Below are 21,701 nucleotides of genomic sequence, written 5' to 3'. Positions count from 1 at the left end.
AGGTATAACTATTTTTTATATATTATATAAAGATGAATTCTTACTTTCTATAGCATCTTTAGCAACTTCTTTATCATTAAAATGATGCTTTGTTTTCCCTATTATTTGATAATCTTCATGACCTTTTCCTGCTATAATTACTAAATCATTATTATCAGCTAGTTCTATCGCTTTATAAATAGCCTCTCTTCTATTTTCTATTGTTATATAATTTTGGTTACTTTTGTCTATTCCACTTAATATATCCTTTATTATAGAATTTGGATTTTCTGTTCTTGGATTGTCAGATGTTATTACTGCTATGTCTGAGTTGTCTTGTGCAATTTTTCCCATTAAAGGCCTTTTAGTTTTATCTCTATCTCCACCACATCCAAATACTGTTATTACTTTTCCTTTTACAAATTCATTTGCTGATATAAGTATATTTTCTAGTGCATCTGGTGTATGAGCATAGTCTACTATTACATTAAATCCTTTTGAATTTTTTACACTTTCAAATCTTCCTTCAACACCTTTAATACTTTTTAATTTATATTTTATTATTTCAATAGGTACTTTAAGTATATAGCAAGCTGCTATTATTCCTAACGTGTTATAAACTGTAAATTTCCCAGGTATATTAACATAAATTTCATCAGTGTATGTAGGCGTTTTTAGTGTATATGAAACTCCATGTGGATATAATTTTATATTACTCGCCATAAAATCAGCTTCATTATTTATTCCATATGTATATACTGAAACTTTTAAGTTTTTTATATTATTCTTTATAATAACACCTGAACTATCATCTATATTTATAATATTTGCCATATTAGTTTTATAAAATAATTTTTCCTTTGTAGCTCTGTATTCTTCTAAATTTTTATGAAAATCTAAATGCTCTGGTGTAAGATTTGTAAATATTCCAATGTTAAAATCAACTTCGTCTACCCTATGTAGCGCTAATGAATGTGACGATACTTCCATGGCACAAAACTTACAATCATTTTTTACCATATTATTAAAATACTTTTGCAAATCTATACTTTCAGGAGTTGTGTTATTAGATATTATATCATTTTTACCATCTTCTATTTTAATAGTTCCTATCAATCCAACATTAGATTTATAATTTAAAATTTCTTTAAGTACAGTTGTTATACTTGTTTTTCCATTAGTTCCTGTTACCCCTATTATTTCTATTTTTTGTGTTGGATTATTATAAAAATTAGCCGCTATTTTTGCCATTGATTTTCTTGTATCTTTAACTTTTATAAATGTATAATTGTTACTTTCTTTAATATTTACGTCTTCTTGTATTAAAAATGCTTTTGCTCCATTTTCTATTGCTTTATTTACATATTTATGACCATCATTATCAAATCCTTTTATACATACAAACAGACTATTTTCTGTAGTTTTTCTTGAATCATAATATATACTACTTATATCTATCTCAATATTTCCTTTTAATTCTAAAACATCTAAATTTTTTATGAGCTTGTATAATTCCATGAGAAAAAACTCCTTTCCTACTATTACTAAATTATATTTAATTTTTTTAAATTTATGATAGATATAAAATATGATTAAAAGTTTTAATATATACTTTTCCTTATTTTTCTATTTTTTATTGACTTATTAATATTAATTATCTACAATAGAATTAAGAGTTACATATTTAATGAAAATAAAGATATTTGAAAATATCTTACTAGAGTCAGGAGACTTTTGCGTCTTCTGGCTTTTTTATTTTCATTATAAATAAAAAATGTTAACTTTTATTCTACTTTCCCCAAAAGTAAGAATTATACATATTTGAGATGGGTAATATACCCATCTTTTTTTTAACCTTTTTTTTGATATTCTTTTAATTTTTCCAATATATCTTTATTAGAATTAAAAAATTCAATATGTTCTTCTATTTTAATAAGAGTCTCTATACTTATGGTATGTTCAATTTTTTCTGTCTCTTCATGTATTTTATCTTTTACTCCTAATAGATTTAAAAATTTATTTACTATGTAATGTCTGTTTAAAAGTTGCTGGCCTATTATCTTACCCATATCGCTTAAAACAACATAATCATATTTTTTATATAATATTAGCTCTTTTTCACTTAGTTTTTTTACCATTTTTGTTACTGAAGGTGGAGTAATATTTAGATGTTTAGATATATCACTAACTTTTACATGATCCTCCTGTAAAAATAATCTGTAAATCATTTCTATATAATCTTCCTCACTAGGTGTTAGTTTGCTTCTCTTTATATATTCATTGAAAGTATAATACTCTTTTTTATTTTCCAAATTATACCTCCTCCTTTTTATATTATATTAATTATATTTCATTAAATATTTTATATTACTATTTTTAGTAACACTATTTTATTAATTGGCATAATTTAAAATTAAGAAAGTTAGCTTAGGTTAACAATAAAAAATTATTTATAAGGAGATGTTAATATTGAAAACTCTTACAGACATTCCAGTTAAAAATACTGCTACAGTAGAGGACCTCTTATTCAATGGTAATTTAAGAGAAAGAATGTTAGCGCTTGGTGTAACACGTGGAGCATCTATTCAAGTGATTAGAAAAGGGCCTAAAGGTAATTTAACTGTTTACAACATTAGAGGAACTAAGATCGCATTAAGATCTGAAGAAAGCAATTTAATAATTGTTTCTGAAAATTAGACTATATTTTAAGGGGGGATATTACAGTGGGGTTAACACATGAATCTGCTAAAATGAAATCACTAAAGGATATGTTTGATATAGATAAAGCTGACGACCAATTAATAGTTGCTTTAGCAGGCAATCCAAACACAGGGAAAAGTACTGTATTTAATTATCTAACAGGATTAAAACAACATACTGGAAATTGGCCTGGAAAAACTGTTGCTACAGCTCGTGGTGATTTTAAATATAATAATAATGATTATGCTTTAATTGATTTACCTGGAACTTACTCTTTATTTGCACTATCTCAAGAAGAAATAGTTGCTCGTGACTTTATATGTTTTGGAAAACCCGATGTAGTAATTGTAGTATGCGATGCGACTTCACTTGAGAGAAATCTTAACTTAGTATTTCAAGTAATGGAATTAACACAAAACATAATATTGTGTGTTAATTTAGCTGATGAGGCTGAGAAAAAAGGTATTTCTATAGATAGTAAAAAACTTGAAAAAGCGTTAGGTATACCAGTAGTTTTAACAGCTGCTAGAAGTGGAAAAGGTATGAGTGATCTATTAAATACTTTAGATTTAGTTTCATCTAATAACTATAAGTTTAATGCTAAACCTGTTCTTTATGATAATAATATCGAACTTGTAGCTGACTCATTTAAGTCAGAATTAGAAAGTACTATTGATTTTATAAATCCTAGATGGCTAGCTCTTAGACTTATAGATGAAGATAAAAGTATATTTGATTCCATGCATAATTATATAGATGAAAACTATATAGATACTTTATATAAAATCAAAGAAAAGTTTCCTAAAACTTTAGATAAGTGTAAAATAAGAGATAATTTTACTAAAACAAATTATGATTATGCAAAAAGCTTAAGTGAAAAAGTTTGTATAAAAAATAATAATGCTACATTAGACAAAGATGATAAATTAGATAAAATACTTACATCAAAACATTTTGGAATGCCTATTATGTTACTTTTATTAGGTGCTATACTATGGATTACTATAGAGGGGGCTAATTATCCATCTACCTTACTATCAAATTTATTACTTGGTCTTGAACCTAATATTACAAATTTTTTAAATATGCTTCATGCACCTGAGTGGCTAAATAATATGTTAGTTCTTGGTCTTTACAGAACTCTTGCTTGGGTAGTTTCCGTTATGTTACCACCTATGGCTATATTTTTTCCTTTATTCACTTTACTTGAGGACTTTGGATATTTACCTAGAGTTGCTTTTAATATGGACCATTTATTTAAAAAGGCCTGCGCTCATGGAAAACAGTGCCTTACTATGTGCATGGGATTTGGATGTAATGCTTGTGGAGTTATAGGTTGTAGAATAATCGACTCTCCTCGTGAAAGGTTAATAGCTATACTGACTAATAATTTTATTCCTTGTAATGGTAGATTTCCTACTTTAATAGCCATATCTACTATATTCTTCAGTTCTGTAATAAGTAATTCTTTCACATCTAGCTTGGTAACCGCTGCATGTATATCTTTAGTAGTTATCTTTGGTATATGTATAACATTATTAGTTTCTTATTTGTTATCTAAAACCCTTCTTAAAGGTATTCCATCTACTTTCACATTAGAATTACCACCATATAGAACTCCACAATTCGGTAGAGTTGTATATACGTCTATAATAGATAGAACATTGTTTGTATTAGGCCGTGCAGTTATTGTAGCTGCTCCAGCTGGAATAGTAATTTGGGTATGCGCTAATATATATGTTGGTGACGTGAGCTTATTGGCTTATATTGCAAATATTTTAGATCCTATCGCTAGATTTATAGGACTTGATGGGTTTATACTACTTGCTTTTATACTAGGTCTTCCTGCCAATGAAATAGTTATACCTATTCTTCTCATGTCTTACCTTGCTACTGGTTCAATGCTAGAACTTGATAATTTAAGTGCATTAGGTGATGTTTTACGTAATAATGGATGGACATATTTAACAGCGTTAAATGTCATGTTATTTAGCTTACTTCACTGGCCTTGTGCTACTACTTTGATAACTATAAAAAAAGAAACTGGAAGTATGAAATGGACTATTTTAGGATTTTTAATTCCAACTGTAATAGGATTCTTTGTATGTTTCTTAACAACTAGCATATATAATATTTTTATATAAATTAGAGATGGATAATATTATCCATCTCTTTCTTTTTTATCTATTAGGTATATTTTTCCAACCTAAAAATCATCATAATATCCAAAATATTTATCATTTAAATATCAAAAATATTTATCATTTAAATATCAAATAAATCTTGATGTTTATTTACTATTTATATAAATTTTCTTTATACAATGTCGTATATATTAATATATAATATTCCGAAATTCGATAAGCCTTAAGTATTTTTTATGGCTTATTTTGTTTTATTTGGTTATTTTTTGTATTTTTTTATATTTATTTTTAAGATGATATAAGTTAAATATTATAGTAGAATTTACTTAAAGGACAAGTTGTACCTTTGCTTTAGGGGGGATTTTAGTGTTTCTTATTTTTATTTTACTACTTTTTATGGGACTAATTTACTTTTTATCTATGGTTTGTATTCAGTTTAGTTATATAAATAATATTAATTTAAGATTGGGTATGGATGTAACTAAATTATATTCTGATGAGAATAATAGAGGTACCTTAGTTACTAACTTTAATAGCATTGTAAAAAGTTGTGCTATGTGCTTGTATAAAGTATCCAATAATATTAAGTAAATATGTAAACCTAGGACATAATTGTCCTAGGTTTTATAATTTAATAAATTTTAATATAGATTTAAAATACTCATCATTTGATACAACACACGGATTTAATGGGTTTATTTCTAAGCATTTTTTATGATGGTAATACGCTTTTGATATATCACCAGTTTTAAAATAGCACGCACATAAGTTTAAATGTGGCTTAAACCTCCAACAACATAAATTTAAACATTGACTACAATCTGTAGGAGTTTCTATATTCAAAATAATTTGATACCAATTTATAGCTTGCATATATTTTTTTTCTCGTTGAAAAGATAATGCTATGTTATATAATACTTCTCCTCTAGGAGATGTGTATTCAAATGTTTTATATAGGTAATACCTACCTTCAGCCCATTTTTTTTTGTATAAATAGCTCTCACCAATTCTACATAATGCATCCATTATCTCTTCTTCATTTTCAGCTTTATCTATAAATTCTTCAAGCACTTTTATTGATTCATCAAACTCGTTATTACAATACAGCTCTTTTCCATAATAGTATAAATCTCTATTGCTCATTTCTTTACCTAAACTTATATTTTTTTTGTATATTTTAAGATTCCTATCATCTACACATTTTACTTTATCATGAATAATAGCTATATCACTATCGCATACTTTTGAATTTTCATATATATTAATGTACTCATGCACAAATCCAATCCATTTAAAATTTTTATTATTTTTTACAATTCTATTTCTTCTAGCTGCTATCTGTGGATTATTATTTTCATCCATATCCATATATGTGTTCATTGTAATTACATCAATATCTTTACTCATATCTTTTTTTAAGTTTAAAAGTTTATTTTTATTCTCTTCATCTATTAATTCATCTGCATCTAACCATAATATATAATCTTTTGTAGCTTTACTAAAGGAAAAGTTTCGAGCCATAGAAAAATCATCTATCCATTTAAATTCATATATTTTTTCAGTATAACTGCTTGCAATTTCTTTAGTTTTATCAGTTGATCCTGTGTCTATTATGACTATTTCATCTACAATATCTACTACACTATCTAAACACCTATTTATTACCTTTTCTTCATCTTTTAATATCATACATAAACTTATAGTAATCATACTGATTGCTCCTTATTTTGTCCTCTACTTTAATATATGATAAAGCGACATTTTTGTTAAATTATTTAACTATTTAGATATTATAATTTTCCTAAATAAAAAATGCTAGAACAAAATATGTTCTAGCATTTTTTACTTACTCATATATTCTTTCCAATCACCATTTGAAACTGGAATTTTTTTATCATTTAAATTTATATTTGCCTTTGGATTATATTCATAATAATATGCTTTCTCTATTGTACCATCTTCTAAAAAAACATCGACTTCTTTTCTTAAATATTCACAATTGATATTATTATCTTCACAGTATCTTTCTAATTCATCTAATTCTTCTAAGCTTTGATTAAAATCAATAAGTTCCATTAGTTCACCTTGTATTTTGTTATTTCCTGGTATAACTGCTGGATATCCTTTATTATCTAGATGAAATAAATCTCCATTTATACGTCCCTTTACTACATTAGATACTTTTCCTTCTAGAAGCTTTTTATAATTAAACATGTCACTTCTTAAGCTTCCATATACAAATATTTTGTTAACTAACATATTTCTCCACCTATTACTTTTATATCATTTTGGTATAAAGTACAAGCTTCAATAGCTAATTCTAATCCTCTTACTATTTCTTTTAAAGACATAAATGGAGTATTTTTCTTATCTATAATTTGTGATGTCATATATGGTATATGTATAAATCCACCTTTTATATTTGGATATTTTTTATCTATCATATAAAGAATTCCATACATTACATGATTGCATACAAATGTACCTGCCGTATTTGATACAGAAGCTGGAATTTGATTTTCATTCATATGTTTTACCATAGCTTTTATTGGTAAATTCGAAAAATAAGCTGCTTGTCCATCTTCTTTTATAGTTTTATCAATTACTTGATTTCCCTCATTATCTTTTATTCTAAAATCATCCATATTTATAGCAACTCTTTCAGGAGTTATGTCAAATCTTCCTCCTGCTTGTCCTACAGATATAACTATATCTGGATGATATTCTTCTATTGCCTTTTCTATTGCTTCAACTGATTTTGTCATAACTGTTGGTATAGTTATTTTTATAACTTCAGCTCCATTTATATTATTACTTACCATTTTTACAGCTTCCTCTGCTGGATTTACTGGTTCTCCTCCAAATGGATTAAATCCTGTTAATAAAACTTTCATAGTATTACCTCCTAAATTTCATTAAAATGCTAAGAAATACATTGCCACTATGTGTACTACTATTAATATTAAAGCTACTGGAGCTTGATATTTTATAACCACATAATCACTTTTAGTTTCTAATAATGCTGCTGGAACTATATTAAAGTTTGCAGCCATCGGTGTAAGTAATGTTCCACAATATCCTGCTGTTAAAGCTAAAGCTCCGACTATTGCAGGATTACCTCCTTGCGCTAATACAAATGGTATACCTATTCCTGCTGTTATTACTGAAAATGCTGCGAATGAATTCCCCATTATCATAGTAAATATAACCATACCTAGCACATAAGCTATAACACCAAATAATCTATTGTCTGCTGGAACTACACCTGAAATCATATTTGATATAACTTCTCCAACTCCTGCTTGAGTAAATAGTGCACCTAAGGCAACTAAAAGTTGCGGTAGCATACTCGCAGGTCCCATCTGTTGAAGTAATCTTGCTCCATCTTCTATAGTTGTAGATGTTTTAGCTTTACTTATCATAAATGCAGATATTAATGCAACTGCAGAACCAACTCCAATTGCAAATTGTGACGAATTTGCAAAATTAGCTAAAGCCATAGCTACAACTACTGAAGCAAATGCTAATACTAATGATGGTATAAATATTTTATTTTTTAATTTGTTTGCATGTTTTTGTCCAAATTCTTCACTTGCTTCTTCATATCTTGCAAACACAACTTGCTTGCTTAGTGTTAATAAACTACATAGTACTAATATAGCTCCTATTATATTTGCTTGTACCTTAGACCCGAATATAAAAGGTATTGATATTAATATCCAAAACAATGCTGTTCCATATTTTTTACTACTATCTATAGTTGTAAAAGATTTAAATGCTATTACAAGCATTAAAAATCCCATTAATGCGTAGAAAATTTCTAATGATATATTTATAAAATCTTGCATTTTGTCCTCCTCATAAAACTATTTTTTAATGCGTCTACTTAATTTTTTATCATATAATTTAAACTGAACTGCAGCTATTATAAATGCGATAACAGCCATTATTATACTTGCTTTAGCTATTGCAAGCCCAGTTACATCATATCCAAATTGAGTAAGCGTTGAAGCTATAAGTAAAACTCCACTACTTCCTGCAAATAAGTTTTGACCATAGAAGTTACCATAGTTTTCTGATGCGGCTGATAATGCTTTTATGCCTTCTTCTTCTTCTTCATTTAATTCCCCATTTTGACTAGTTCCAGCAGCCTGTGCCATAGGATTAACTAAAGGTCTAACAAATTGAGGGTGTCCACTCATTCTTATAGACAATGCTCCAGCTATTTGTCTAGCGAACATGTATATACTTAATACTCCTCCAGTCGTAAGTTTTCCTAATCTCTCAATTAAATAAACTGCCCTTTGTCTTAAACCGTATCTCTCTAATATTCCTATTACTGGTAATGTTAATATAAATAACGATACTGCTCTATTTGCAACAAACGATTCCCCAAGTATAGTAAGGATTTCATTAAAATCTAACCCTGCTACAAGTCCTGTTGCTATCCCTGCTACTAATACTGTAAATAACGTTTCTACCTTGAATATAAACCCTATTACAACTATTAAAACTCCAATTAGTTTTATCATTAGTTATTCTCCTCTCTTTTGATGTCTTTAAATCTTCTTTTGTTATGTATACTTTGAAGATATTTTTTTATTTTAAGATAGTATACATTAATCCGACATATTTTGCAAATATATTGAATATTTTAATTTTTTATAAATTTTTTTAAATTATTTACATAGCTTCCTATTTCTACTTCAATATCTTCAATTTCATATTTACTTATACATATACCCTTTATGTTTTTTAGTATCTGTAGAGTTGTAAAAACTATTTCTTCACTTGAGTTATTGTATCCACTTTTTAATTCTTCTATTATTTTAAGTTTCAATTCTTCTATAAAGTCATCTATATCTTTTAGTATTTCTTTATTTTTTTGCTCTATTTTTACTTTATCATAAATAACCTTAGCAACTGCGCCTGTTACAGTTCCAGCTATAAGAAGTGGTGGACAATAAGTCATCATAGCACTACTTATAGTTATTGATGTTGCTGACTGACCTATCGCTGCACTATAAATAGATATTATTCCTCCTGATGTTGCGCCTAATATAGCTCCGGTTCCTACTGTTGATAATATTTCATTGATCTCTGTTTTATTGTAATCTAATTTAAAACTAGGTGTGTCTAGTAGCTCATTTTCATAGCTTATACTATCTATATATTTTTTTATATCTTCATTCATATCATCACTAACTTCTTTTAAACACTCATCCCACTCTGAAAAAAACAAATTATCTAGTTCTATTTTTTTTATATTTATTATGTCATTTATATAATTTTCATTTATATATATACTAGAAGAATTTAAATCTATTTTTATCTTTGATAATTCTTCACTTAAAAAAATTCTATTTACCCAATCATTTATTTCAAAATCCATTTTTGAATTTATATAATCATATTTATTTTCAAGAGTAACTTTATCTTTTTTTAATTCCTCTATAATAATCAATATACTTTTTAAATAATCATGATGATTTATTATTTCTTTGTGAATTATTGATTCTAAATCATATTTTATACTATCTATTTTTAAACTTTCACAATTTTCATAGACATTGTTTATATACTCTTTAAGATCTATAAAGTTTTTCCTTAGTTCAGTGTGATTAGATATAGCTATATCAGTACTTTTAATTACTGCATTTTTTCCTACTGCATCTTGATATTCCAAGTATGAAGATATCATAAAAAAATCATCAATATAAATTCCATATTCATCTTTTATATACTCTAGTACTTCATCCTTATTATCATCTAATAAATCTGCTTTATTTATTACTCCCACTATTGGCTTTTTATACTCGCTTATTAAGTCTAGAGATTCAAATACATCTTCTTGACCTAAATGAGTTGAATCTAATACAAACAGTATTAAATCTGCATTTTTAATATAATTCAATGTAATTTGTTCATTTTTATCGGTTATACTTTTAAGTCCAGGTGTATCTACTATATTTATTTTTTTAAGAAATTCTTTATTTAATCTAACTTTAGAAATATAGTCTGTATTTTTTTCATATTCTTCTTTATAATAACCAACTTCAATTATATTTGATGTAGCTTCTAATACATCAACTTCACTAACTTTACATTCCATTAAAGCATTAAGCAAACTTGATTTTCCAGACTTAACCTCCCCTACTATAACAACTTTCAAAGGACTATTTTTATTATTTTCTAAGCTTTTAATATTATCTATAGCTTCATTTAACTGTCTTGAAACTAAATCCTTAAAAGGAATATTTGATCCTTCTTTTAATCTTTCTCTTATTGGAGATTGTAGCAATAATTCTTTTATTTCATAAATACATTGTTTTGCAAGTTCCAAAACTATCACCTCATTTTTATAAATATACTTTCTATGTTATTTAGAAATTCAATGTTCAATTTTACATTTTTATACTCTAAATAAGTATTTTCAAAGCTTTTTTCTTTAATTTCATTTATACTTTTCTTAATCATTTCTATCTTTTCATCTAGAATTATAATTATTTCTTTAGATAAGTTATTTAGATTTTTTGATACAATGTTTTTTATTAATGATTCATCATAAGATTGGTTATTTAAATTTTTTGAGGTAAGTTTATTTAATATATTTTCCATTTGATTTGTATTTTGATTCTGTGTTTTATAAAATTTATTAAAATCAAAGATTAAATACTTACTCTTTGAAAAATAAATTTCTGTATTTATTTTTTTTATATTAAAAGTTTTATTTAGATTGCTCTTTAGATATAAAAAGTTATATATTTGCTCTAATTTTAAGCTACAAATTTTCTCTAAGTCAATTATACTTTTATTTAAGTTATCTAAATCATATTTGCTTAAATAATGTTTATTTTTTAAATCCTCTAAATATGTTACTATATAGATTTTTAAATTTTTAGTTTTTTCTTCTAATTGAAACTCAACTTCATTATAAGTAGATACATCTTTGTATAAACATCTTTTGTAATCATTTATTTCTCTAATAATATTTTCTTTCATTATGTCTATATTTTTATACTTTGAAGATATTTGTTTTTCTTTTGCTACTTTAGAAAAATTATCATCAATACTTTTAAATACTGTATCTATATTACTTTTTTTTATTAGATTACTATCATTTTTAATTATTCCTTCTAGCCCTTCTCTTGCAGATATAAATACTATATCCTTAAATTTATTTTCATATAGCTCACAAGCTCTTTTTTTAACTTTACATACATTATCAGAATCTGTATTTCTTATTATATCCATTTTATTTATAACTACTATTTTATTCTTTTCTTCTGTCCCTAATTCATCCATTTCATTTATTTCCTCTATAATTTTATTACTCTCTCTTGATACTAAATTTTGTGCATCTACTAACCATATAACACCATCTGCTTTAACATAATAACTTTTCATTCTATTTACTGTATCTTTTATTAAATTTTGATTAAGACCTGGAGTATCTACTATAATAAATTCGTCAAGTATGCCACTTTTTTTTATAAAATATTTTATTTGTATTATTTTTGATTTATATAGATACTTTTCTTCTTGTTCTTTTTTATATTTTTTTAATATTTTTATATCTCTATTATTTAATGATTTATATTCATTAACCATTTTAGCTACTTTTCTTTTTGATTCTTTAAATTTACATTCCTCTTTTTTTAAAAGTTTATTACCTTCTTTTAAATTTTTAGTTACTGTTCTCTCATCTTCATAAGTTATTTGTAACTTTTCTAATTCTGATTTTATAAATAAATCTAACTTCCAAGTATTTGGTAAATCTCCAGTCTTTACTGTTTCTTGATTTAGTAATATATTTATTAATGTTGATTTACCATAATTTCCAGAACCCACTATAAATAATAAAAATGGAAATTTAAGTTCATTTATACTCTCTTTATTTTCTTTAATTTGTAAATTTATATTTTCTATCAACTTTATAGTTTTATTATTTAAAGATTTCTTATTATAAATATTGTTATAGTCTATAAGCTCTTTAATTTTTATAATATTATGTTCTATGCTGTCAATTAAATTTAGTAATTTTGAAAGTTCTTCTTCTCTACTTAAATACATTTTTATCCATCCTTTTCTCGGACATTTATATAGATCCTTCAATATAATATATTCACTTTTTAAACTTGAATACTAATTTTTATTAACTTAAATTATTTTCACAAAATTATGTCAATTTCATAATATAAAATAGAATAATTATTATACTAATATCTTTGTGAGGTGAATGTCATGAACTTTTTTTTATCACTTAATCCTGTCTTGCAAGGGTTACTTGCCACAATATTTACATGGTTAGTTACTGCATTAGGGGCTTCTTTAGTATTTTTATTTAAAGATGTTAAAAAAAGTATTTTAAATTTAATGTTAGGATTTGGAGCAGGTGTTATGATTGCTGCAAGCTTTTGGTCATTATTAAATCCTGCTATAGAACTTTGTGAGGAACTTGGGTTTAATTCCTGGTTTATCCCAGCAATAGGATTTGTTTTAGGCGGACTATTTATAGTATTATCTGATAAATTTTTAGATAGATTTAGTTTTAAAGATTTAACTACTATAAGCACTCGCCAAGCTAAAAGTTATAAGAAAAGTATTTTACTCGTTTTAGCTGTTACTCTTCATAATATCCCAGAAGGATTAGCTGTTGGTGTTGCATTTGGTGGAGCTGCACTTGGAGTTCCAGGATGTACTGTTATTAGTGCTATACTTCTTGCTGTTGGTATAGGTCTTCAAAATTTTCCTGAAGGAGCTGCTGTATCCCTACCTCTTAGAAGAGAAGGTTTTTCTCTTAAAAAGAGTTTCTTATATGGTCAAGCATCAGGATTGGTTGAACCAGTTGCCGGTGTATTAGGCGTTGTTATGGCTTTAACTATGAGAAGTATGCTTCCTGCTTTGCTGGCATTTTCAGCTGGTGCAATGGTTGGAGTTGTTTCTTCTGAACTTATCCCTGAAGCATGTATAGAAAATAAAAATCTTACTACTATTGGTGTTATCTTAGGATTTGTAATAATGATGATTTTGGATGTTGCCTTAGGCTAATATTTTTATAAAATTTTATTTTCGTGTATACGATTAAAAGACAGGTGTTATATTATATAAAATCTGTCTTTTAATTTTTTTGCTTGACTATATAGTTACTGTATACTTTATTATCTAATTAAATATATCAACGGAGGTAACTATGGAAAAATTATTTACTAAAAAATTTACATCTATGGAGTTTCTAAAGTTTGTTTCTCCTGCCATTATATCCATGGTATTTATATCTTTATATACTATAATAGATGGAATATTTGTTTCCAAATTAGTGGGATCAGATGCACTGGCTAGTATAAATATTATTTTACCTATAATAAACCTTATTTGTGGGTTTGGTATTATGATGGCAACGGGAGGAGGAGCTATAATATCTATAAAAATGGGTGAAGAAAATTATGAAGAAGCTAATAATTCTTTTTCATTTATACTACTTTTCTCTATAACTATGGGAGTTTTATTTACCATTGTTTCTATTTTCTTTGTAAAAAATATATCAATTGCACTTGGTGCTACAGATAAACTTTTACCATATGCTATAACTTACGGTAAAGTAATGATTATCTCTGCTCCATTTTTTATTGCTAAGTTTTTATTTGAATATTTTACTAGAACTGATGGAAATTCTAACTTTAGCTTATTTTTATCGATAGTAGGAGGTATTACTAATATAATTTTAGATTATGTTTTTATAAAAATCTTTAATATGGGTATTTTAGGAGCAGCACTTGCTACTTTAGCGGGTATTTTAGTTTCTTGCTTAATTGGATTTATATACTTTTTATCAGGTAAATCAACTTTAAAACTAAAAATTCCTAAATTTAATTTTAGACTTATATTAAATACCATGATTAATGGATCTTCTGAGATGGTCACAGAATTATCTACAGGTATTACAACTTTTTTATTTAATATAGTTGCCTTAAAATTGGCTGGAGAAAATGGACTTGCTGCCCTTACTATAGTTTTATATGCTCATTTTTTAATGACTTCAATTTACTTAGGTTTTTCTGCAGGAGTTTCTCCATTAATTAGCTATAATTTTGGTGCAAATAATAGCAATAAATTAAAAGAGATCTTTAAATACTCTCTAAAATTTATATTTGTATCTTCTATATTGGTATTTGTAGCAACGTTAGTTTTTGCACCAATTATAGTTGGAGTATTTGTAAATCCTTTAGATGAAGTATTTGACTTAGCTCTTAAGGGATTAAAAATTTTTGCATTTGCATTTTTATTTGTTGGTGTAAATATATTTGCTTCAGGATTTTTCACAGCATTTCATAATGGAAGAGTTTCAGCTGTTATATCTTTTAGTAGAGCCTTTGTATTTATAATCATTGGTATACTTATATTACCACCAGTATTAAAATTAGATGGAATGTGGCTTACAGTTCCTTTTGCTGAACTTATAACAGTTTTTTTATCTATAATATATATAAAAAGATATAGAACTAAGTATAAGTATTAATTATTTATATAAAAAAGAGTGTAGAATTTATCTACACTCTTTTTTGTTTTTGTACTTTAAATAGCTTAAATATTATATTAAGTCATGTGCATATTCTTTTATAGGTGCATTTTTAAGAAGTAAAATTCCTATAATAAAGTTTAATATTGTTAAAGAAATTGTTGTTATATTATTACCAATTAGATACAGTAGCGTCTGTATTAAATTAGGTGTAACAATTTCATAGTTATTAACTACCTTGCCTATTAAAAATAGTGCTATACATAAAGGAATCCCTATAAATATTATAATTGATGTTGATTTTTTAAGTCTATATATTAATGCTCCTAACATAAACCCTAGTGAACCAATTTTCATTATACTAAGAAATGTGTTTAATATACTTCCTATATAATCTATGTCATATTGATAAAAAATTCCAAAAGAGATTCCTGTACCAAGTTTTTCTAGTAATGATTGTATTTCATTAATAGAAATTCCTAAGTTAGTATAAACATATGCATTATAATCCGTGTTATATTCTAATACGAATTTTGCTACTAAATCAGCGCATACACTAAATATAGAAAGTATTATTCCAACGATTATTATAGATAAAATACTATATTTTAAATAATCTTTTCTATTTGCCTTTATTGACATTGCTCCATTAAACTCTTTATATGATAACGCTACTCCATATATAATTATTGTAATAATCGCTGCCATATTAGAGTTATTAACAAATACTATATTTCCATCTACTAAATTATCTAAATATGAAGAGGTTTTAATCATTGTAAATAATTCAGTAAACGTATTAAAAGTAATTAATGTGAATGTAAGTAATAATATAAATGTACTATTTCTTTTTATAATATTATAATATGGACTTATCTTTTTCATATTTAAATCCCCCTTTTTTAGTAGTATTTATAAATAACTCTTGAACACTCATATGTTCTACATTTATATCTAGTTTGTTTATTAAATCCAAGTCTCTATCACATATATCCCCATAGTAATAGTAAACTAATGTGCTTCCAAATTTTTTATGTATTTTTTTATTATTTAAGCATTCTAATTTTGATAAATCTTCTTTTTTACCTGTTATGTAATAAGATTTCTCTTTTATATTTTCTATATTATCATTTATTACTATTTTACCTTTATCTAATAAAATTACATTTTCTAAAACATTATCAATTTCATCTATTAGATGTGTAGATATTATTATAGTTCTTGGATTTTTTATATAATTACCCAATAATATATTATAAAATTCTTCTCTATTTACTGCATCAAGACCTATTGTTGGTTCATCAAATATAGTTATTGGTGCATTTGTACATAATCCTATAATATTTGATACTAGACTTTTCATTCCTCTTGATAAATGCTGATATCTTTTTTTAGTATTTATATTAAAATAATCACATAATTGCTTTTCTAACTCTTTATCATAGTTGTGATAAAAGTAAGAATACATTTTAAATATATTTTTTACTTTAATCTCAGTATTATAAAATTCTTTTTCTCTTACTATACAAATATTATCTAATACTTCTACGTTATCCTTAATATTTATTCCTAATATTTCTATATATCCAGATTTACTTAAAAGTTGATTAGCAATTATATTTAATAAAGTAGTTTTCCCCGACCCATTTTTACCTAATAAACCATATATTTTATTTTTTTCAAAGTTTATTGATACATTATCTAATACAAGCTGTTCTTTAAAACTATGTGATAAATCTGTAATTTTAATTGCATCCCCCACTTAATTCATCTCCTCACAATTTTTTATCATATCTAATAATTCATCTTCGCTTATTTCTAATTTCTTAGCTTCTTGCAATAAATTTTTTATAAATGAATTTTTAAATTGTTCTTTTCTCGATTTTTTTATAATCTGTTTTGCACCTTCATATACAAACATACCTATACCTCGCTTTTTATATAAAACTTTTTTAGCAACTAATATATTTATACCCTTTAATACAGTAGCTGGATTTATATTATATAACTTTGATAGCTCTGTAGTTGATGGAATCTGTTCATTTTCTTTAATATCATCAGTTAATATAGCATCTTCTATAGTCTTATATATTTGAATAAATATAGGTTCATCATCATTTAGTATAAGTTTCATATGAACCTCCTTATTAATTTCTGTTAATATGTTAATTACTTAAGTAACTAACTATAATACAATGATATATATTATTTTATAGTATGTCAAAATATTTTTTAATTTTCTTAAAAAAATATTTAAAAACTTATATTTCTGGGTAATAATTATTATTATTATATAAATACAAAAGGAGAATATTTATGAGTTTTGAAAAAATGAATAATGTTGAAATAGATAATGAAACAAGAAGCTTTGTTATTTTATATAACTTTAATACTAAAGAAGCTAGTATGATAAAAAATATATGTAATATGTTTGGAATAAGAGATCTGGTTATACTTTCACCTAAAAATGCTAATTCTACAATACGAAATATAATTGATAATAATATAGACATCACATGTGAAAGTGGTATAAATCAAAAGGCTATGGTTTTTAATAATGTAGTTCATATGAAAGTTAGTGCTTTTATAGATAGCCTTAAGAAGTTTAGAATTAATAGACCTCTTATCGCTGTTACTACAGAAGGAAATATTGATTGGAGCTTAGACACTTTAATTTCTCATTTACTAGAAGAAAGAATTGCTATGAAATCTGGGAAAACAGTAAAACACTAAACTTAAAATTATATAAAGGGGTGTAAATTCAGATTTTCCTTTAATAAAAAAAGTGAGAGTAAATTTTAAATTTACTCCCACTTTTTTAATATATTAACCATAAATTTTTTTATATCTAAATCGTATATATCCTTTAATTTTTCTTCATTAAGTACTTTTGATGGCTTCCCATAAGATACAACTTCTCCATTATTTAATAACAAAACATTATCTGCTGTATATTGAACTAAATTCAAATCGTGTAATACACCTACAGCAATTTTATTATTTGCTTTGGTCCAATCTTTTAAATGCTCTAAGAGCTCTATTTGGTACTTTAAATCAAGATGATTAGTAGGTTCATCTAATAATATCACATCTGGATTTTGTGCAAATGTTCTTGCTAAAAATACTCTTTGAAGTTGTCCTCCTGATAATTCACTTATCATTTTATCTTTAGAATCTAAAAGACCTACTTTTTCTATGCTGTCTAGTATTATTTCTTTATCTTTTTTACCTAGATGATAAAATGCACCTTTAGAGTATGCATATCTTCCAAGAGATACTGTTTCATATACTGTATACGGAAAATGTATTTGTGAAATTTGGCTCATTAATCCAACTTTCATAGCCAATTCTTTTCTATTTAATGAAGATACTTCCTTAGAATCTACTTTTATACTACCTCTATAGTTAATTATATTAGCTATAGATTTTAAAAGAGTACTTTTTCCACAACCATTTGGACCTACTATACATAGATTTTCTCCTCTATTTACAGTAAAGCTTACATCTTTTACTATATCTATATCTTCATATCCACTATAAATATCTTTTATTTCTAACATAAAACTCACCTAGCTTTTTTTAAAGTATACCCATGCAAAGAACGGTGCTCCAAATATAGCAGTTATAGCTCCTACTGGTAACTCTGATGGAGAAACTATAGTTCTTGCTATAAGGTCTGTTATTACCATTAAACAACCACCAAATACAAATGACATCGGCACAACATATTTATGATTTGATCCAAATATTTTTCTTACTACATGAGGTGCTATTAAATCTACAAATCCTATAGTCCCACTTAAAGAAACAGCTCCTCCTGTAAGTACTGTTGAATAAATGAATAATTTCTTTTTTACTTTCTCAGTATCAACTCCAACTGACTTTGCTTGTTCTTCTCCAAAAGTGAGTATATCCATTTCTCTAGTATATTTAAGAACCCCAAACATACCTATTATAAAAAATGGCATTATCAGACCTACATAAGACCATCCCTTCATAGCAAAGCTTCCCATTTGCCAAAGAGATATGCTTTTTAAGTCATTAGAAAATAATGCAGTTAAAGTTGTAAGTAATGCATTTACAAATAAAGATAGTACCATACCACAAAGTATTATCGTATTGTTTGACATTGTCTTATCTATTTTTGATGAAAATTTAATTACCGAATAAACAGTTCCAAGTCCAAATAAAAATCCTATTATAGGAAGTGTATAAGCTCCTAATAATGGAACAGAAATACCACTAACTATTATAAGCCCTGCTCCTAAAGATGCACCTGAAGATACACCTAGTGTATAAGGTGATGCCAATTGGTTTTTTAGTATAGATTGAACTACTGCACCACTAGATGCTAGGCAGCCTCCTACTATAAATGCTAGTAGTACTCTTGGTAATCTAAGCTTCCAAACTATTGAAATATTTTTAGGGTCTATTCCTTCTCTCAATGGTATATTGAATAATTTATTACTAATTACTGATATTGTATCTAAAATATTAATATTAGAACTTCCTATAGAAGTTCCAATACCAATAATTATAAATACTATTATTATGCTTAGTAATACTTTTTTCTTATTTTTCATATTTCTCTGGATAAATCGCTTTAGCCATTTGATTTAAAGCTAATATTATTTTGTGAGATGGACGAGAAGCTGAATTTTTGTCTATTTGGTAAATCTTATTTTCTTTTACTGCTGTTATATTTTCAAAACCATCACGTTTTTTTATTTCATCAATAGGATTTTCTATGTAATCTACATTTGTTAATATTACGTCTGGATTTTTATCTATCACAGCTTCAGCGCTTGGTGATATCCATCCATTTTCATCTTTGAATACATTTTCAGCGCCAATTATTTCTATCATTTGATTTAAAAATGTTGAATTTCCAAACGTAAATAGGCTTGGAGCTGGTGATATCTCAAAGTAAACCTTTTTCTTATCATTTATAGTTTTTCCTATTTTTGAGATTTCATCTATTTGAGATTTCATATCTGATATTAAGGTTTGTCCTTTATCTTGCACTCCTAATATATCAGATATAAATTCTATATCTTTATATATTCCTTCTATACTATCACTGCTTGGTATGTAAACAACTGGAATTCCTGACTCACTTATAACTTTAAATGGATCTTCACTTGAGCCTGTCTTATTGTGACCAGATGCTATTATTATGTCTGGTTCTAACCCTATTATTGTTTCTGCATCTGGACTTGAAAAATCTATTTTTGTTAAATCCTTATTAACACCTTTAACATCACTTGAATATTTATCTATTGCAACTAACTTATCACTCAATCCAAGATCTACTATTACTTCTGTATTTGATGGTGCTGTTGAAATTATTTTCTCTATTTTTTTAGGTATATTTACCTTTGTTCCTTCTCTGTCTGTAACTTCTTTTTTATTATCAGTGCTACATCCAACCATAATAAACATCATAAATACCATTAAAATTGATAAAAACCTTTTTTTCATTTGCTCTCTCCTTAACTTCTAACTATCTTACTTATAGTTTCTACTTATAAATTCTGTTTCTTCTAAACCATTATTTTTATTAAACTTAAGTGCTAGTACAAAGAAATATCCTGAAAAAAGATTTGTGAAATCAAATAACAAATCATCTACCTCATTTCCTTGTTCTTGATATCTACTTAATAGCCTAACTAATGATTTACATTTACTTCTTATAACATGGCAATATCCTGCTTGGGTGCATCCTTGTGGAAGTACAAATTTGTTAAATCTGTCTTTTACTTCGTCTTGAATTTCTAAAAATCGTTTCTCTAGCCATATTAATTCTTCTTGTGTAACTGCAGTCTTTGTTCTTATTGATGGATTTATATGATACATCAATTCATTTATTTTACTAAGTTCATCTTTCATATCATAATCTGTTATAAATGACCTTAAAAGACCTATCATACTTGAAATTTCATCTGTTAAAATCTCAAAATAACATCTTAAATCTAAAGACTTGTCATATAAGAAAGGGTATGCTAAATATTTGCTCATTTTATTCCTCCTTTCTCAATTTAAATTAAGTAAGATGCTAAATATATTAAGTTTTTATTATTATATTTGCATCTAACACCTTACCCTCAGCAGATATTAGTATATATTAGGCAGTTCTCCCGACTTAACTTCATCCTACGATCTAGCCTTCCCGAATAATTCAGTGGCATTTAAGATTTCGTCCCTATCACGGTTACTGGGGTAGTTTGGAAATCTCATCCAATTCTCTTTTAAGTAATACACCTAATACTTTATATAATTATTTTATAAGACCTACTAGCTTAATACAAGCAATAAGTTTTCTAATAATAATATCTATCAATATAATTATTTATTTTTAT

General features: G+C 26.1%; 21 protein-coding genes and 1 riboswitch. Of the genes, 5 read left to right on the top strand and 16 right to left on the bottom strand.

All coding sequences use genetic code 11. The features are described from left to right. Window positions 1-15 precede the first annotated feature (15 nt). Together JWF52_RS12635 and JWF52_RS12630 are read right to left on the bottom strand one after the other, a co-directional pair. On the bottom strand, window positions 16-1,497 hold the full coding sequence (locus JWF52_RS12635) for a UDP-N-acetylmuramoyl-L-alanyl-D-glutamate--2,6-diaminopimelate ligase (RefSeq protein WP_208333909.1): 1,482 nt from the start codon (window positions 1,495-1,497) through the stop codon (window positions 16-18). Window positions 1,498-1,829: 332 nt separating this feature from the next. Further along, the gene (locus JWF52_RS12630; protein WP_208333908.1) at window positions 1,830-2,291 is read right to left on the bottom strand and encodes a metal-dependent transcriptional regulator; all 462 of its coding nucleotides are present in this window, start codon (window positions 2,289-2,291) and stop codon (window positions 1,830-1,832) included. 157 nt (window positions 2,292-2,448) lie between these two features. Here JWF52_RS12630 and JWF52_RS12625 point away from each other — a divergent pair, with 157 nt between their 5' ends. Both JWF52_RS12625 and feoB read left to right on the top strand, forming a co-directional pair. Continuing rightward, complete coding sequence (locus JWF52_RS12625; RefSeq protein ID WP_208333907.1) at window positions 2,449-2,676, top strand: FeoA family protein; 228 nt, start codon at window positions 2,449-2,451, stop codon at window positions 2,674-2,676. A gap of 26 nt (window positions 2,677-2,702) precedes the next feature. Then, window positions 2,703-4,823 (top strand): ferrous iron transport protein B, encoded by a 2,121-nt coding sequence (feoB, locus tag JWF52_RS12620; protein ID WP_208333906.1) that lies wholly within the window; start codon window positions 2,703-2,705, stop codon window positions 4,821-4,823. A gap of 624 nt (window positions 4,824-5,447) precedes the next feature. On the opposite strand, the gene JWF52_RS12615 is transcribed toward feoB, so the two are convergent. The 7 genes from JWF52_RS12615 to JWF52_RS12585 all read right to left on the bottom strand — a co-directional run bounded on the left by JWF52_RS12615 (window position 5,448) and on the right by JWF52_RS12585 (window position 12,896). Continuing rightward, on the bottom strand, window positions 5,448-6,533 hold the full coding sequence (locus JWF52_RS12615) for a glycosyltransferase (RefSeq protein WP_208333905.1): 1,086 nt from the start codon (window positions 6,531-6,533) through the stop codon (window positions 5,448-5,450). A 132-nt stretch (window positions 6,534-6,665) separates the two neighbouring features. Beyond that, complete coding sequence (locus JWF52_RS12610; protein ID WP_208333904.1) at window positions 6,666-7,082, bottom strand: gamma-glutamylcyclotransferase family protein; 417 nt, start codon at window positions 7,080-7,082, stop codon at window positions 6,666-6,668. Further along, entirely contained in the window at window positions 7,076-7,717 is a 642-nt protein-coding gene (gene pcp / locus JWF52_RS12605) for a pyroglutamyl-peptidase I (RefSeq protein WP_208333903.1), read from the bottom strand. The genes JWF52_RS12610 and pcp overlap by 7 nt, the downstream gene beginning before the upstream one ends. Window positions 7,718-7,738: 21 nt before the next feature. Continuing rightward, window positions 7,739-8,671, bottom strand: a complete 933-nt coding sequence (locus tag JWF52_RS12600) for a DUF979 domain-containing protein (protein WP_208333902.1) — start codon at window positions 8,669-8,671, stop codon at window positions 7,739-7,741. Window positions 8,672-8,689: 18 nt separating this feature from the next. Beyond that, window positions 8,690-9,352: a DUF969 domain-containing protein gene (locus JWF52_RS12595; RefSeq protein ID WP_353654939.1), complete on the bottom strand. Its 663-nt coding sequence runs from the start codon at window positions 9,350-9,352 to the stop codon at window positions 8,690-8,692. Between the two features lie 125 nt (window positions 9,353-9,477). Next, window positions 9,478-11,166 carry a dynamin family protein gene (locus tag JWF52_RS12590; protein WP_208333900.1) on the bottom strand — a complete coding sequence of 563 codons (1,689 nt, stop codon included), beginning with the start codon at window positions 11,164-11,166 and terminating at the stop codon, window positions 9,478-9,480. 5 nt (window positions 11,167-11,171) lie between these two features. Next, entirely contained in the window at window positions 11,172-12,896 is a 1,725-nt protein-coding gene (locus JWF52_RS12585) for a dynamin family protein (RefSeq protein ID WP_208333899.1), read from the bottom strand. 171 nt (window positions 12,897-13,067) lie between these two features. On the opposite strand from JWF52_RS12585, the gene JWF52_RS12580 reads away from it, so the two are divergent. After that, entirely contained in the window at window positions 13,068-13,874 is an 807-nt protein-coding gene (locus JWF52_RS12580) for a ZIP family metal transporter (RefSeq protein ID WP_208333898.1), read from the top strand. Between the two features lie 142 nt (window positions 13,875-14,016). After that, entirely contained in the window at window positions 14,017-15,342 is a 1,326-nt protein-coding gene (locus JWF52_RS12575) for an MATE family efflux transporter (RefSeq protein WP_208333897.1), read from the top strand. Window positions 15,343-15,414: 72 nt separating this feature from the next. Here the strand turns inward: JWF52_RS12575 and JWF52_RS12570 are convergent, their stop codons facing one another. The 3 genes from JWF52_RS12570 to JWF52_RS12560 are packed head-to-tail and all read right to left on the bottom strand — an operon-like array spanning window position 15,415 to window position 17,476. Further along, window positions 15,415-16,227: a hypothetical protein gene (locus tag JWF52_RS12570; RefSeq protein WP_208333896.1), complete on the bottom strand. Its 813-nt coding sequence runs from the start codon at window positions 16,225-16,227 to the stop codon at window positions 15,415-15,417. Next, a complete protein-coding gene (locus JWF52_RS12565; protein WP_208333895.1) occupies window positions 16,202-17,104 on the bottom strand; it encodes an ATP-binding cassette domain-containing protein in 903 nt (300 codons plus the stop codon). The genes JWF52_RS12570 and JWF52_RS12565 overlap by 26 nt, the downstream gene beginning before the upstream one ends. After that, a complete protein-coding gene (locus tag JWF52_RS12560) occupies window positions 17,105-17,476 on the bottom strand; it encodes a GntR family transcriptional regulator (protein WP_208333894.1) in 372 nt (123 codons plus the stop codon). It abuts the gene before it with no gap. A 182-nt stretch (window positions 17,477-17,658) separates the two neighbouring features. Between JWF52_RS12560 and JWF52_RS12555 the strand changes: the two genes are divergently transcribed. Further along, the gene (locus tag JWF52_RS12555; protein ID WP_208333893.1) at window positions 17,659-18,075 is read left to right on the top strand and encodes a DUF3783 domain-containing protein; all 417 of its coding nucleotides are present in this window, start codon (window positions 17,659-17,661) and stop codon (window positions 18,073-18,075) included. 71 nt (window positions 18,076-18,146) lie between these two features. Here JWF52_RS12555 and JWF52_RS12550 read toward each other — a convergent pair whose 3' ends face one another. The 4 genes from JWF52_RS12550 to JWF52_RS12535 are packed head-to-tail and all read right to left on the bottom strand — an operon-like array spanning window position 18,147 to window position 21,360. Beyond that, window positions 18,147-18,902 carry an ABC transporter ATP-binding protein gene (locus tag JWF52_RS12550; RefSeq protein ID WP_208333892.1) on the bottom strand — a complete coding sequence of 252 codons (756 nt, stop codon included), beginning with the start codon at window positions 18,900-18,902 and terminating at the stop codon, window positions 18,147-18,149. Window positions 18,903-18,911: 9 nt separating this feature from the next. Then, window positions 18,912-19,925 (bottom strand): FecCD family ABC transporter permease, encoded by a 1,014-nt coding sequence (locus tag JWF52_RS12545; protein WP_208333891.1) that lies wholly within the window; start codon window positions 19,923-19,925, stop codon window positions 18,912-18,914. Next, complete coding sequence (locus JWF52_RS12540; protein ID WP_208333890.1) at window positions 19,915-20,823, bottom strand: ABC transporter substrate-binding protein; 909 nt, start codon at window positions 20,821-20,823, stop codon at window positions 19,915-19,917. The genes JWF52_RS12545 and JWF52_RS12540 overlap by 11 nt, the downstream gene beginning before the upstream one ends. A gap of 27 nt (window positions 20,824-20,850) precedes the next feature. Then, window positions 20,851-21,360 carry an ATP:cob(I)alamin adenosyltransferase gene (locus JWF52_RS12535; protein ID WP_208333889.1) on the bottom strand — a complete coding sequence of 170 codons (510 nt, stop codon included), beginning with the start codon at window positions 21,358-21,360 and terminating at the stop codon, window positions 20,851-20,853. Between the two features lie 92 nt (window positions 21,361-21,452). Beyond that, a riboswitch (cobalamin riboswitch) is annotated at window positions 21,453-21,622 on the bottom strand. Window positions 21,623-21,701: the final 79 nt, after the last annotated feature.

Source organism: Clostridium sp. CCUG 7971 (genome assembly GCF_017590215.1).
In the GTDB taxonomy this organism is placed as follows: domain Bacteria; phylum Bacillota; class Clostridia; order Peptostreptococcales; family Peptostreptococcaceae; genus Faecalimicrobium.
This window is presented reverse-complemented; position numbering and strand designations above follow the sequence as displayed.